17 protein-coding genes are annotated in these 14,412 nt (G+C 39.8%); 15 read left to right on the forward strand and 2 right to left on the reverse strand.

Going from position 1 to position 14,412, the window contains the following annotated elements:
• Positions 1–2: 2 nt before the first annotated feature.
• Both GQ61_RS07660 and GQ61_RS07665 read left to right on the forward strand, forming a co-directional pair.
• Positions 3–416, forward strand: a complete 414-nt coding sequence (locus GQ61_RS07660) for a nucleoside triphosphate pyrophosphohydrolase (protein WP_085784765.1) — start codon at positions 3–5, stop codon at positions 414–416.
• Positions 413–1,840, forward strand: coding sequence for a cryptochrome/photolyase family protein (locus GQ61_RS07665; RefSeq protein WP_085784766.1), 1,428 nt, complete (start codon positions 413–415; stop codon positions 1,838–1,840). Before GQ61_RS07660 ends, GQ61_RS07665 begins: the two co-directional genes overlap by 4 nt.
• A 78-nt stretch (positions 1,841–1,918) precedes the next feature.
• On the opposite strand, the gene GQ61_RS07670 is transcribed toward GQ61_RS07665, so the two are convergent.
• Complete coding sequence (locus tag GQ61_RS07670; RefSeq protein ID WP_085784767.1) at positions 1,919–2,761, reverse strand: hypothetical protein; 843 nt, start codon at positions 2,759–2,761, stop codon at positions 1,919–1,921.
• Between the two features lie 256 nt (positions 2,762–3,017).
• Between GQ61_RS07670 and accB the strand changes: the two genes are divergently transcribed.
• Positions 3,018–3,497 (forward strand): acetyl-CoA carboxylase biotin carboxyl carrier protein, encoded by a 480-nt coding sequence (gene accB, locus GQ61_RS07675; protein WP_198157319.1) that lies wholly within the window; start codon positions 3,018–3,020, stop codon positions 3,495–3,497.
• Positions 3,498–3,527: 30 nt separating this feature from the next.
• Positions 3,528–4,880, forward strand: a complete 1,353-nt coding sequence (gene accC, locus GQ61_RS07680) for an acetyl-CoA carboxylase biotin carboxylase subunit (RefSeq protein WP_085784769.1) — start codon at positions 3,528–3,530, stop codon at positions 4,878–4,880.
• A gap of 10 nt (positions 4,881–4,890) precedes the next feature.
• On the opposite strand, the gene GQ61_RS07685 is transcribed toward accC, so the two are convergent.
• The gene (locus GQ61_RS07685; RefSeq protein ID WP_085784770.1) at positions 4,891–5,562 is read right to left on the reverse strand and encodes an alpha/beta hydrolase; all 672 of its coding nucleotides are present in this window, start codon (positions 5,560–5,562) and stop codon (positions 4,891–4,893) included.
• A 170-nt stretch (positions 5,563–5,732) separates the two neighbouring features.
• Here GQ61_RS07685 and GQ61_RS07690 point away from each other — a divergent pair, with 170 nt between their 5' ends.
• The 11 genes from GQ61_RS07690 to mnmA all read left to right on the forward strand — a co-directional run bounded on the left by GQ61_RS07690 (position 5,733) and on the right by mnmA (position 14,411).
• On the forward strand, positions 5,733–6,206 hold the full coding sequence (locus GQ61_RS07690) for an Rrf2 family transcriptional regulator (protein ID WP_085785088.1): 474 nt from the start codon (positions 5,733–5,735) through the stop codon (positions 6,204–6,206).
• Complete coding sequence (locus GQ61_RS07695; protein ID WP_198157320.1) at positions 6,199–7,302, forward strand: cysteine desulfurase family protein; 1,104 nt, start codon at positions 6,199–6,201, stop codon at positions 7,300–7,302. Before GQ61_RS07690 ends, GQ61_RS07695 begins: the two co-directional genes overlap by 8 nt.
• A complete protein-coding gene (locus GQ61_RS07700; RefSeq protein ID WP_085785089.1) occupies positions 7,302–8,519 on the forward strand; it encodes an IscS subfamily cysteine desulfurase in 1,218 nt (405 codons plus the stop codon). The genes GQ61_RS07695 and GQ61_RS07700 overlap by 1 nt, the downstream gene beginning before the upstream one ends.
• A gap of 22 nt (positions 8,520–8,541) precedes the next feature.
• Positions 8,542–8,931: a Fe-S cluster assembly scaffold IscU gene (gene iscU / locus GQ61_RS07705; protein ID WP_085784772.1), complete on the forward strand. Its 390-nt coding sequence runs from the start codon at positions 8,542–8,544 to the stop codon at positions 8,929–8,931.
• A 9-nt stretch (positions 8,932–8,940) separates the two neighbouring features.
• Positions 8,941–9,282: a HesB/IscA family protein gene (locus GQ61_RS07710; protein ID WP_085784773.1), complete on the forward strand. Its 342-nt coding sequence runs from the start codon at positions 8,941–8,943 to the stop codon at positions 9,280–9,282.
• Positions 9,279–9,860, forward strand: coding sequence for a Fe-S protein assembly co-chaperone HscB (gene hscB, locus GQ61_RS07715; RefSeq protein ID WP_085784774.1), 582 nt, complete (start codon positions 9,279–9,281; stop codon positions 9,858–9,860). The genes GQ61_RS07710 and hscB overlap by 4 nt, the downstream gene beginning before the upstream one ends.
• A gap of 2 nt (positions 9,861–9,862) precedes the next feature.
• A complete protein-coding gene (gene hscA / locus GQ61_RS07720; protein ID WP_085784775.1) occupies positions 9,863–11,725 on the forward strand; it encodes a Fe-S protein assembly chaperone HscA in 1,863 nt (620 codons plus the stop codon).
• A gap of 78 nt (positions 11,726–11,803) precedes the next feature.
• A complete protein-coding gene (locus GQ61_RS07725) occupies positions 11,804–12,139 on the forward strand; it encodes a ferredoxin family 2Fe-2S iron-sulfur cluster binding protein (protein ID WP_085785090.1) in 336 nt (111 codons plus the stop codon).
• Position 12,140: 1 nt separating this feature from the next.
• Positions 12,141–12,341, forward strand: a complete 201-nt coding sequence (iscX, locus tag GQ61_RS07730) for a Fe-S cluster assembly protein IscX (protein WP_085784776.1) — start codon at positions 12,141–12,143, stop codon at positions 12,339–12,341.
• A 13-nt stretch (positions 12,342–12,354) separates the two neighbouring features.
• On the forward strand, positions 12,355–13,293 hold the full coding sequence (locus GQ61_RS07735; RefSeq protein WP_085784777.1) for a small ribosomal subunit Rsm22 family protein: 939 nt from the start codon (positions 12,355–12,357) through the stop codon (positions 13,291–13,293).
• Positions 13,290–14,411 (forward strand): tRNA 2-thiouridine(34) synthase MnmA, encoded by a 1,122-nt coding sequence (gene mnmA, locus GQ61_RS07740; RefSeq protein WP_085784778.1) that lies wholly within the window; start codon positions 13,290–13,292, stop codon positions 14,409–14,411. Before GQ61_RS07735 ends, mnmA begins: the two co-directional genes overlap by 4 nt.
• Position 14,412 lies beyond the last annotated feature (1 nt).

Here is a 14,412-nt window from a genome sequence, read left to right on the forward strand (position 1 = left end):
TATTGATCAAATTTCAGCTGAGAAAATTAGGACGAGATAGAATAGAAGAGACTTTAGAAAAAAAAGGTATTGCTGCCATTGTACGAAAGATTGAAGGAGAAGAGCTACTCATGGCTTTTCGTCAGAAAATTCTAGAGGAAGCGATTGAAGTGACCGAAGCGCAATCTAAGGATGATATTATTGCAGAACTCGGAGATTTGGTTGATGTGTTGGAATGCTTTATGGAAAAATGTGCGATTTCTAAAGAACAAGTCGATCGCGTGAGAGCGGAGAAACAAAGGGCGTTCGGAACTTTTAGAAACGGACTTTATTTTGATGCTTTTCTTGTGCCCGATGATTCTCCTTATCTACAGGAATATATTGACAGACCCCATAAATTTCATCGTATCCATGAGGAAGAGCCAATTAAAGAATGACCCCAATTATTCTTTGGTTTCGGAAAGATTTACGGTTAACGGATAATCCGGCCCTGACAGCAGCAGTTGAAGATGGCGCTCCTATTTTACCTCTCTATATCCTTGAAGAAGATACAAATAATCCTTGGCCGTTAGGTAATGCACAAAAATGGTGGCTCCATCATAGTTTAAGTCAATTGAATGAAACATTTCTAAAACTTGGCGGGCAGCTTTTTTTGAAGCGTGGCAATCCTCAGGAAATCTTGGGGGAACTTGTAAAGACAGTAAGAGCAAAAGAAGTCTATTGGAACCGTTGTTATGAACCCTATGCACTACACCGTGATAATTATATAAAGGAAAACCTGCAATCTCTAGGTGTTAGAGTGAAGGGTTTTAAAGGAAACCTTTTGTTCGAACCTTGGGAGGTTCTTAATAAGCAAGGAACAGCTTTTAAGGTATACACACCTTTTTGGAAGGAATGTTTATCAAAACTTGATGTGCAAAAAACGTTGTCTAAGCCCAAAAAGTTAAATTTATATAATGCTTCTGTATTAAACGAAAATTTATCTGATTTTAAGCTTTTACCTCAGAATCCTGATTGGTCTTTGAATTTTTATGAAGTATGGCAACCAGGAGAAATGAATGCTGAAAAATTGCTAAAAGAGTTTCTGGACCATAGGGTTCACGAGTATACGCTGAAGCGAGACTATCCGGCTATCAATGGAACTTCCAGGCTTTCTCCTCATATACATTTTGGTGAAATCAGCGTTAGGCAAATTGTCGAACAATTAAAATTTTCCAAAGAGTTTAAGAAGGAAACAGGAGATGAAGTTTATTTAAGTGAGTTGGGATGGAGAGAGTTTTGTTATTCTCTTCTTTATCATTTTCCAGAGTTACCTGAGCGTAATTTTCAAATAACCTTTAATGATTTTTCTTGGGAAAATAATGACGCTAATTTAAGAGATTGGCAGAAAGGACGTACTGGTTATCCAATAGTTGATGCTGGTATGCGAGAGTTGTGGACAACAGGATGGATGCATAATCGTATTCGTATGATTGTCGCATCATTTCTCACCAAGCACTTGCTGCTTCCATGGCAACAAGGGGAAAAATGGTTTTGGAATACCTTACTAGATGCGGATTTAGCGAATAATGCATCTGGATGGCAATGGGTGGCCGGGTGTGGTGCTGATGCTGCTCCTTACTTCAGGATCTTTAACCCTGTTCTTCAAGGAGAAAAATTTGATCCAGAAGGCGACTATGTTAGACGTTTTGTGCCTGAGCTGCGGCAACTCTCAAAACAATATATTCATAAACCTTGGTTAGCGCCTACTGAAGAGTTAGAAAAAGGGGAAGTGGTTTTAGGAAAAACCTATCCTTATCCAATTATCGATCATGGGAAGGCACGACAACGTGCACTTCAGGCCTATAAAAATATAAGATAGAAAAATTATAGTCTCATTTTTTTCGAAAACTAAGAATAGTGTGACCTCTCAAGATTGAAAGTTAATTGCAGATATGGCTTATCGATCAATCTGAGTTTTGATCTTACCTCCAATGACTTTTCCTTTAAGGACGACATGCTTTCCAAGCACAACAACGCCCTTGCCTTGTTCGAATGATATATTCTTATGAATCACAGTTTTTCCTTCAAGAAAAACAACCTGAGTTTTTTGATGAAGCTTAGAATTTTTTCGTATTAAGATTGTCTCGCCTATAGAATCTATAAGTCTCATTTTATTTGTTGCAATATCGATCGTTCCCTTAAACTCTGAGTTTTTTGCGTTCAGAGGACCATTGATAATAATGTCACTGGTAACTAGTGCTTTTGTGAGACTTACAGGGCCATTTACTTCAACAGTGTCCGCTTTTAAATCGACTATTTTTAAAGGCCCTTGAACATTTAAAGATTTTGTTTGGATCTTGTGTCCACTCAAAGGCCCGTAAACTGATATGTTGCTTTTTACTATTATATTTTCAAGTGTTGCAGGACCATAGATCTTTAAATCATCAAAACTTCTATGCGAATAAGAACGAGGCCCATAATCAACTTGAGAGGAACGGGGATTGTTTTTCTCCTTTTTCTCTAAGTCTTCATTGTCACTAAAATCGAAATCCTCGTCAAAATCAAATTCTTCGCTCTTAAAGCCATCTGTATCGGGAACATAATGACGATATTCTTGAGGAATATATTTCTTAAAATCTTCCTTTGCATATGCATTAACACAATGACCATAACTAACTAGGGCTATAGTTAACACTAGACTTTTAAAAATATTATTGATCTTCGTCATATTTGTTTTTCTTCCAATAAAGTTAACTGATTTGAGGAAGATCATCTCTATAAAAGCTTTCATCTTCGTCATGAAGATCATCTAGCACTATAAATTGACACCGTCAAATCGACTTTTGGAAGCAGTGGAAAGAAGAGGGTAATGATTTGTAATACGAAATCAAACTGAAACTGAAACCCTTTAAAAGAAGTACTATTGGCAATTTTGATTGATTTTTCTTTTTAAATCTGATACTTCCCCATTGTTTTTGAATCGGACTTTATTCTAATGCCTGAATCAATTATGATCACAGTTTAAGTTTTCAGATGTTATGGAACACGGAGTAAAAATGTCCAAGCCTCCTTCTCTTAAAGAGACAATAGTTCGTCAGTTGGCAGAAATTCTAAAGGAAACAGATTTAACTGAAATCGAGTATGAAGTTGAAGGTTGTCGCATTCGTGTGGCACGCCAACAAACTTATGCTCCTGTAACATCTGTTGCTTTTCCTCCTGCTACTATGCACGCTTCAGCACCTGCATTAACAGAATCAGCTCAAGCTGTAGCACCAGCCCCAGTTATGGATTTGGCGTCTAATCCTGGATCTATTAAGTCACCGATGGTTGGCACTGTTTATCGTTCTCCAACACCTAGCGCAAACACCTTTGTGGAGGTGGGAAGTGCAGTAAAAAAAGATCAGACAGTACTCATTATTGAAGCTATGAAGGTTATGAACCAAATTCGCGCACATAAAGATGGTGTTGTGTCGCAAATTCTATGTAGAGATGCTGAGCCTGTCGAGTATGGTCAAGTTCTCATGGTAATTGACTAACATAACCCTATCCAAATATTGAAGGAACATATGTTTAAAAAGATCTTGATCGCTAATCGTGGTGAAATTGCCCTTCGGATTTTAAGGGCAAGCCATGAAATGGGCATACATACGGTGGCAGTGCATTCCCTTGCCGATCACAATGCTATGCATGTACGTCTTGCCGATGAAAGTGTTTGCATAGGTCCAGCTCCTTCTCGAGAAAGTTATCTCAATATGCACGCTATTATCTCAGCGGCGACCATATCTGGTGCTGATGCTATTCATCCTGGTATTGGGTTTTTATCGGAAAATGCTGAATTTGCAGCCATGGTTGAAGAACATGGATTCCATTTTATTGGTCCAAGTCCTGAACATATAGCGCTAATGGGCGATAAGATTCAGGCTAAAAATGCTGTTAAGAATCTGGGAATTCCGGTAGTGCCCGGAACAGATCAACCTATTAGCAATCTTAAAGACGCAGAAAGATGGGCTGAGGAAATTGGTTATCCAGTCCTTATTAAGGCTGCTGGTGGTGGTGGCGGCAAAGGTATGAAAGTGGTTCATGTTAAAGAGCAACTGAGTGAGTGCTTAAGTCTAGCTCAAAATGAAGCCAAGGCCTGTTTTGGTAATGACATGGTTTTTATCGAAAAATATCTCGCTCAACCACGTCATATCGAAGTGCAAGTTCTGGCCGATCATCACGGTAACGTTGTTCATCTAGGTGAGCGCGATTGCTCAATTCAACGCAGCCATCAAAAAGTATGGGAAGAAGCGCCATCTCCGGCTATTGACCATGAAACACGCATGAAGCTAGGCGGCTTGGTGGTAGATGCAGTAAAAACTCTTGGGTATCGAGGTGTTGGCACGTTTGAATTTCTTTATGAAAACGGAGAATTTTATTTTATAGAGATGAATACCCGCTTACAAGTTGAACATCCTATCACTGAAATGATCACAGGCATTGATCTTGTTCGTGAGCAAATAAGAGTAGCTCAAGGAGAGAAGCTTGGTTTTACTCAGGAAGAGATCGTTTTTAGGGGGCATGCCATTGAATGTCGTATCAATGCTGAAGATCCAGAAACATTTACGCCCTCACCTGGAAAAATAACAGACTATCATGCTCCTGGAGGTCTACGTGTGCGTGTAGATAGCGCTCTTTATAGTGGTTATACTATTCCCCCCCACTATGATAGTTTAGTGGCTAAATTAATTGTTCTTGGTAATGATCGTGAAACGTGTTTGATGCGTTTGAATCGTGCATTGAGAGAGTACGTAATTGGCGGTGTTAAAACCACTATCCCTCTGCATCAACTGTTGGTTAATTCAACAGCTATAAAAGCTGGGCAGTATGATATTCATTGGTTAGAAAGCGCACTCAAAAAAAAAGCTTTAGCGAGTTAATAAAAACAACTTAAGCTTTTTCTATTTCTTGCTTGCTTTTCTTGAGACCTAAAGACTCATCCAAATAATCTTCAACGTGTTGAACCATTAGTTCTAGCTTGTTAGTATAAAAATGGTCTGCATCTTGTACAAGACGTTCTTCCACAACTATATTGCGTTGTAAGGAAAGCTTCTTAGCGAGTTCGTGCACAGATTCTTTCGAAACAATTGCGTCCTTATCGCCTTGTACAATAAGACCAGAAACTGGACAAGGAGCTAGAAAACTAAAGTCATACATATTTGCTGGGGGTGATACAGAAATAAAACCATCAAGTTCTGGACGGCGCATTAATAGTTGCATTCCAACCCATGCTCCAAAAGAGAACCCCCCAACCCAACAAGCTCGGGCATTGGGGTTATAAGTCTGCATCCAGTCTAGAACGGACGCAGCATCGCTCAATTCACCTTCACCATGACTAAATTTACCTTCAGATTTTCCCACGCCTCTAAAATTAAAGCGCATGGTGTTAAACCCTCGTGAGACAAAAGTGCGATAAAGCGCATAAGTAACTTTGTTATTCATTGTCCCTCCATATTCAGGATGAGGGTGCAGTACTATTGCAATAGGTGCGCTTGGATCTTTACCGTGGTAGTAATAGCCCTCAACACGACCTTCAGAGCCGTTAATAATTACTTCAGGCATCTTTACTCCTTATAAGGGTTTAGTTTAGGGTGATTAATATCAAAATACCCCCAAGCGTCAAGTGTTGAATAAATATTCACAGTTTTTATCAGCATTGAATCTTGACTAAAATACTCAAGTTATTGTAAGGTTATTATGATTGTGTCTGTGTATAGGATATTAAAAGAATCATGAAACTTGGTACAAAAGGACGCTATGCTGTAACAGCAATGGTGGATCTTGCGACTCATTCTGATAAAGGACCCGTAGCGCTTTCGGATATTGCCCTGCGACAGAATCTACCTATTCAATATTTGGAGCAACTTTTTGCAAAACTTCGTAAGGCGGAGTTGGTAGTGAGTGTTCGGGGGCAGCGAGGCGGCTATACACTGAATTTAAAAGCTGATGAAATTCGCGTGGCAGATATTATTTTAGCTGTTGATGAACTTCTCCAAACAACCGCGTGTAGACCTGCTTCAACTCGCTCTTGTCATGGGGGACATGGACGTTGTTTAACCCATAATTTATGGGAAGGTTTGGAGCATCACATTATGTATTACCTAAGGTCCATTTCTTTAGAAGACGTTTGTTTAAAGCGTATTATGTCAAATGGTGCACGTCTTTCGCCACATGAAAGGGACCTTTATGATGTTTCCAATGCGTAGATATTTTGACTATAACGCCAATGCTCCGCTTTATGAGGTGGTTATCGATAGAATAACTATGGCGTTTAATGAATTTGGTAGTGCATCCGCAATTCATAGGTTTGGTAGACGTGTGAATTATTTGATTGAAGAAGCGCGTGCGGAAATCGCTGGCAGTCTTGAAGCGCAACCGCAGAATATTGTTTTTACAAGTGGGGCTAGTGAAGCCAATAATATGGTTCTCCAAGGCTTTGAATCTCAGGGGTATAGAATACTTGTGAGTGCAATAGAACATGCTTCATGCCGATTGGCAGCCCTTAATCCAGAGTTTATCCCAGTAACGAATGAGGGGGTAATCGATCTGGCTATGCTTGAGAAGATGATTTCTTCTGGATCAACCCCCACTTTGATTGCTGTCATGACTGCTAACAATGAGACTGGCGTTATACAGCCAATTAATGAAGTTGTAGTTCTTGCAAAAAAATATGGTGCTCTTGTGCATACAGATGCAGTTCAAGCTTTAGGACGAATCCCAGTTTCGTTTAAAAGCGTCAATGTGGATAGCATGGTAATTTCATCACATAAAATTGGCGGTCCTCTTGGTGTAGGGGCATTGATCATGAAGGAAAAAATAGAGCTTCCTCCTTTTATAAGAGGAGCTGGGCAAGAGAAAAACCGTCGTTCTGGAACACAAAATATGCCAGGTATTGTTGGTTTTGCAACGGCTTTAAAAGAAGTTTTAAAAGAGGATTGGCAAAGAGTTGAAGAATTGCGCAATTGGATGGAAGAGCAAATTAAAGAAATTGCTGACGAAGGAATTGTTTTTGGAGAAAAAAAACCAAGGCTTCAGAATACCAGTTTTATAAGAATGCCTGGTGTTAAACGTGATTTACAAATGATGGCTTTTGATTTAGAGGGTTTTGCCGTTAGCCCAGGTTCTGCATGTTCATCAGGTAAATCCAAAGCTTCTCATACTTTGTTGTCAATGGGTATTCCTGCTGATCAAGCGGAAGAAGCTGTGCGTTTAAGTTTTAGTCCAAATGTGAACAAAAGCGATATAAAAGATTTTGTTGAACTTTGGCATCAGATTTATCAGAAAAAAAGGTTAAAAAAGTAATGAGCTTAGAGAATGTCATTTATCTAGATTATCAATCTACAACGCCCTGTGATCCCCGTGTTGTTGAACAGTTGATGCCCTATTTCAAAGATTATTTTGGTAATCCCCATTCTCGCAATCATGCCTATGGATGGAAAGCCGAAGAAGCTGTGGAAAAAGCACGAGAGCAAGTTGCATCAATTATTAATGCGGATCCTCGAGAAATTATTTTTACTTCTGGTGCAACAGAATCCAATAATCTTGCCTTAAAAGGTGTCGCTCGATTTTATAAGGATAAGAAAACGCATATCATTACTTGTGTGACTGAACATAAATGTGTTCTTGATACATGCAGGCACCTTGAAAATGAGGGCTTTGAATTAACGTATTTGCCAGTGAATTCAAGTGGACTAATCGATCTTTCTCAGTTGTCGGAGGCCATCAATGACCGTACGCTTATGGTCTCCATTATGGCTGTGAATAACGAGATAGGTGTCATTCAACCTCTTAAGGAAATAGGCGCGCTTTGTCGGTCAAAAGGAATATTTTTTCATACGGATGCAGCGCAAGCGATTGGGAAAATCCCTATAGATGTTGAGGAAATGAATATAGATCTTTTGAGTATTTCAAGCGGCAAGATTTATGGGCCAAAGGGCATCGGTGCTCTTTATGTGCGTCGAAAACCTCGGGTGCGCTTGATTCCACTAATTACAGGAGGCGGACAAGAGCGAGGGTTGCGCTCAGGGACTTTAGCTCCAGCGTTATGTGTAGGCATTGGTGCAGCTTGTGCCATTGCGCAGGCTGAGATGAATGAAGAATCAAAACGAATTAAAGTACTGTCCGATCGTTTTTATAAAAAAATTATGACTGCTTTACCTCATGTATATTTAAACGGTGATGCGGAGCAAAGGATCCCTGGTAATTTAAACCTCTCTTTTGCTTATGTCGAAGGCGAAGGATTGATGATGGGAATTAAGGGGTTGGCCGTTTCTTCGGGCTCAGCTTGTACTTCTGCTTCTCTTGAACCATCCTATGTTCTACGTGCTTTAGGAGTGGATGAAGAATTGGCCCATACATCTTTGCGTATTGGTTTCGGACGTTACACCACTGAACAGGAAGTTGATTCAGCTGTTGAACAAATAGTTCATGCTGTACAACGTTTACGTGAAATGAGCCCTCTCTGGGAAATGGCCCAGGAGGGAGTTGATTTTAAATCGCTAACGTGGGCTGCCCACTAGAGCTATAGAAAAGGATAAAACAATGGCTTACAGCAAAGACCTCATTGATCACTATGAGAATCCACGAAATGTTGGATCCTTTGATAAAAATGCACAAAATATAGGCACGGGTCTGGTAGGAGCACCTGCTTGCGGTGACGTAATGAAATTACAAATCAAAGTGAACGATAATGGTGTGATTGAAGAGGCTCGCTTTAAAACTTTTGGTTGCGGATCAGCAATTGCTTCGAGTTCTCTTGTGACAGAATGGCTCAAAGGTAAAACAATTGAAGAAGCAACAACGATTAAAAATTCTGAGATCGCTGAGCATTTAGCTTTGCCTCCTGTAAAGATTCACTGTTCAGTACTTGCTGAGGATGCAATCAAAGCTGCTATTGCCGATTATAAAGCTAAGAAAACAAGCGTTCGTTAAAGGTGATTGATGCGTGAACAACCTGCCATACTTAAGATCACTGAATCAGCTGCAGAGCGTGTTAAAAAGCTTCTTTCTCAAAGAGGTAAACCTTCTGTTGGCGTGCGCATTGGTGTTAAAACAAGAGGGTGTTCAGGTAATGCTTATACTCTTGAATATGCGGATGCTATTGAACCTCACGATGAAGTCGTCGAAGACAAAGGAGTTCGTATCCTCATTGATCCAAAAGCTGTTTTATTCATTATTGGGACAGAGATGGATTATGTGGAAGAAAAGCTACAATCCGGGTTTACATTTAAAAATCCAAATGAGAAAGGTCGTTGTGGTTGTGGGGAGTCATTCCACGTATGACGACCAAAATTCAATGCTGGTCTTGTCTTAAAGAATCACCCCAGGCTATTAAATGTAGTGTCTGTGGAGTCTTACAGCCTCTTAAGAGAGAAAATGCTTTTTCTTATCTTGGTGTACCCATTAGTTTTGATCTTGTGGAACAAGAATTTGAAAAAAACTTTTTAGATTTGCAAGCCATTGTTCATCCTGATCGTTATGGGGGAGCTCATCCTTTAGAAAAATACTATGCAAGTGAGCATTCATCCTTTGCCAATGCTGCATATCAGATTTTGAAAAATCCAATTGAGCGCGCACGCGCTATATTAGAAATTCATGGAGTTTCTTGTGATTCTAAATTAAACCCTGAGCTTTTAATACAAGCCATGGAACGTCGTGAAACTTTAGAAAGTATGATCTCGACAGAAGAACTTCGAGGAATGTTAGAGGAAATGAAGAGTAACGCAAGTGATCTAAAGCAAAAGATTAAAATTAAATTTTCACAGCACCAGTTTAATGAAATTTCAGGATATCTGGATGAATTCACGTATCTTTCAAAAGCGATTTCAGAGGCTGAACAGTTGCTAGAGAAAAAGGCTTAGAAATGTTTTTAGAGATTTCAGAACCAGGGGACACACAAGCTAATCAAAAGGATGCTCACTATACAGCTATCGGTATAGATTTAGGGACGACTCATTCTCTTGTCGCTTATAAAGAAAACTCAGAAGTAATTGTTTTAGGTGGTGAGGAGCGTCTTCTTCCTTCCGTAGTAGCATATCTTGAAGATGGCTTTAGAGTTGGGCATAAAGCTTTAACCTACGAAATTTCGAATCCAGAATATTATGTGCGTTCCATTAAGAGGCTCATGGGCAGAAGTGCTGAAGAGGCTCTTAATGACCCTCTTTTTTCTTCTCGAGTCGAACGAAATAAAGGATCTTTACTGCAACTCAAAATTGGAACTCAATTGCTTACGCCTATTGAGATATCAGCGTTAATTTTAAAAGAATTACGTGATCGTGCTGAACATGCTCTAGGGCACCCTGTGACAAAGGCTGTAGTTACAGTGCCAGCTTATTTTGATGAGAATGCCCGCACAGCAACACGTAATGCAGCACGGATTGCTGGTCTTGAGGTCCTCCGGCTTTTGAATGAACCAACATCCGCAGCTCTTGCCTATGGTCTTGATAAAGGTGTCGAAGGGCTTTATGCCGTTTATGATTTTGGAGGTGGAACCTTTGATTTTACTCTTCTAAAGTTAACGAAGGGCGTTTTTCAAGTTTTGGCGACGGGTGGAGATACTCGTTTAGGAGGAGATGATTTAGATCAAGCTATCGTTGATCATATTCTTCTCAAACGATTGGAAGCATATGGTATCAAAGAAACTCTTTCGTTAAGTGATCATCATCGTCTTTTAAAAGAAGCCAGGGATATAAAGGAACTTTTATCCTTTGAAATGGAAGTGCCTTTTGGGTTTAGTCTTGATGGGCGTGACTCAGCCCATCGTTTAAGTCGTGATGAGTTTGCTGAAATTGCTGATCCACTGATTAATCAGACGATAGAGATTTGTCGTCGAGTTCTATCTGATCAAAAAGTTGCTCCAGAGCATATTGAAGGAGTTGTATTGGTTGGGGGGTCTACGCGTATGCCATTGGTTGTTGAAGCTGTAAAATCTTACTTTGGTAAGTCGCCCCTTCAAGATATTAACCCAGATGAGGCTGTTGTTTATGGAGCAGCTATTCAAGCTGATGCACTTTCAGGTGGACATACGGATGCTCTACTCCTCGATGTGACTCCTCTATCTTTAGGCATTGAAACCATGGGGGGCATTGTAGAAAAGATGATTCCTCGAAATTCAGCAATTCCAATCTCAAAATCTCAGGAATTTACAACATATCAAGATGGTCAACAGGCAATTCTTTTGCACGTAGTTCAAGGTGAAAGAGAGATGGTCGAAGATTGCCGCTCTTTAGCCAAATTTGAACTGCAAGGTATTCCACCTCTACCTGCTGGACAGGCAAGGGTTAATGTTAAATTTACGATGGATGCTGATGGATTGTTGACAGTGAGTGCTTACGAGAAAAATACGGGAATAGAGCAGAGCATTGAAATAAAACCTACCTATGGTCTCAGTGAAGATGAAATGAAATCTATGATTTTAAAAGGACTAGCTCATGGAAAAGAAGATATGGAGCAAAGACTTTTAATTGAAGCGCGCTTTAAAGCTGATGCCCTTCTTAAGCATTTAAATGAAGCTATGATTGTAGATAGAGAGTTATTAAGTGATCATGAGAGGTGCAATATTGAACTGCAAGTAAACGCTCTTAAACAAGCTCTTAAAGATGAAAATAGGGTTCTTATCCGTGAAGAAACTGTAAAGTTAGAAAAGACGAGTCAAGGGTTTGCTTTGAAAAGAGTTAATAAAGCTTTAGATCGCCATGTGGCAACCAAGAACATTGATACGCTTTGATTTTATAGAAAACTATAGACTTTGGTGTTTAATTTTGGGAAGGTGGCGCAATTTAAGATTTTTAGTAACGAGGAAAGCATGGCAAAGATTACTTTTATTAAACAAAATGGCGAGCAAATACAGATTGATGCTCCGTTAGGACTTTCAGTCCTGGAAATTGCTCATCAGAACAATATCGACCTGGAAGGGGCCTGTGAAGGATCTTTGGCGTGTTCAACGTGCCATGTTATTGTGGGTGAAGATTGGTATGACGTTTTATCTCCAGCAACTGAAGATGAAGAAGATATGTTGGATTTAGCTTTTGGTCTTACCCATACATCCCGATTAGGATGTCAGATTATCATGACAGATGAATTAGATGGTTTGGTTGTAAAGTTACCTGCTGCAACGCGCAACATGATGGTTGAATCTTAAAATGCAATTAAAATGGACGGATATATATGATATCGCTGTTGCTCTAGAGGAGCAGTATCCAGATGTGGATGTCTTGCATGTTCGTTTCACTGATTTATGGAAGTGGGTGCAAAATCTACCCAATTTTGCAGATGACCCAAATCGTTCTAATGAAAAGATACTAGAAGCGATTCAAATGGCTTGGCTCGAAGAGCGGGCTTGAGTAATTATCCTTGATGCCTCATTTACCTTTAGCCCTTAAGAGCAAATTGCATGAGCTTCAGCGAGACCTTGGAAAATCATCCATTATAAAAGCCCACGAAAAATTATCTGAAAGATATCGAAAGGGAAGAGGTACAGCAAGTAAAACAAGCAAAGATGAAGCTATTGCCTATGCGCTTGCTCGCTTACCTGCAACTTATGCAGCCTTGAGATATGTTCTATGTGAGTTAAAAAAATATTCTGAGGCTTTTGAAACTGTTTTGGATTTTGGCGCTGGCCCAGGTACGAGCATATGGGCTTTTCAAGAAATTTTTCATATAAAATCTTTTACTCTTGTTGAAAAAAATTTAGCTATGCTTGATCTTGGTAAGCAATTTCTTTTTGATCGCCCCTGGGTTCATTGGCATAAAGAAGATTTGAGGCTATTGAACATTAACGCTCATGATCTTGTTCTTATGTCCTATAGTCTTGGAGAATTCAAAGAGCATGAGCAAAACAGTTTGTTACAGAAAGCGTGGACCGTAACCAATAAAGCTTTTGTTATTGTTGAACCTGGAACACCTAAAGGTTATCAGAATATAATGAGAGCGCGGGATTTTTTGATCAAATCAGGCGCTCATATATTAGCTCCTTGTCCTCATAATAAGATTTGTCCATTGTCGGGTAAAGACTGGTGTCATTTTTCCATTACTTTGTCGCGCACTGAAGCCCATCGTTCTCTCAAGGGAGGGAGTTTAATGATGGAAGATGAAAAATTTTCTTATCTTATTGCTGTAAAAGAGGCTGTTTCTTCTTCGAAATCTCGTGTGATTAAGTCGCCTATAAGAAGATCCGGTCATGTGATTGTTGATTTTTGCACTCAAGATGGGATAAAGCGTAGTACGTTTAGTAAAAAAGACCCCATTTATCGTCAAGCACGCGCCTTGAGTTGGGGAGATGAGTTTGATCAATGACAGATATATTGCACTTAAATCGTGATCCGAAGGATACACGCATTATCGTGGCCATGTCAGGGGGTGTTGATAGTTCTGTGGCAGCAGCTCTTTTAGTAGAAGCTGGGTATGATGTTGTGGGGCTTACAATGCAACTTTATGATCATGGAGAAACAATTCAACGTAAGAAGGCTTGTTGCGCAGGTCTTGATATCTATGATGCACGTACTGTTGCTGAAAAACTAGGTATTCCCCACTATGTCCTTGATTATGAATCACGTTTTAAAGAATCGGTGATTAATGAATTTGTCGATAGTTATCTAATGGGTGAAACCCCTGTGCCATGTGTGCGTTGTAATCAAACTGTAAAATTTCAAGATATGTATACAATGGCTCGTGATTTAGGGGGGCATGCTTTAGTTACAGGTCATTATGTTCAATGGCAATTAGGAAAAGCAGGTCCTGAAATGTATCGAGCAGTTGATCCAACCAAAGACCAAAGTTATTTTTTGTTTGCGACTACTCCAGATCAATTATCCTATATACGTTTTCCTTTAGGTGGATTATCGAAAACAGAAACCAGAGATCATGCACGACGTTTTAATTTAAGAATAGCTGAAAAACCCGACAGTCAAGACATCTGTTTTGTTCCCGATGGAAATTATGCACGCATTGTTGAAAGACTGCGTCCTGGAGCTTTAGAGTCTGGAGACATCGTCTCTATGAATGGTGAAGTGCTGGGGAAACATACAGGTATCATCAACTATACTGTTGGACAGCGAAAAGGACTGGGAATTTCTCATAGTGAGCCTCTTTATGTGGTGCGTCTTGATCCCGAAAAACATCAGGTAATTGTGGGACCCAAAGAAGCTTTAGCTTGCAAAGGCGTTGTGCTGAAAGATCTAAACTGGTTAGGGGAGAGTGTTTCTCCAAATGAAGCCATTGCAATGACCGTGAAATTTCGCTCATCTCAAGAACCTTTTCCAGCAACTCTTATTTTTAAAGATAAGGGATATGCTGAAGTGATTTTTAAACAGCCGGAATATGGTGTTGCGCCAGGACAAGCATGTGTCTTCTATGATGATAACCGTCTTTTAGGGGGGGGATGGATTGTGCAACCTTTGTCTTCTTTTGAATAAG

The organism is Candidatus Nucleicultrix amoebiphila FS5, assembly GCF_002117145.1.
GTDB classification, from domain to species: Bacteria; Pseudomonadota; Alphaproteobacteria; order Caedimonadales; family Nucleicultricaceae; genus Nucleicultrix; species Nucleicultrix amoebiphila.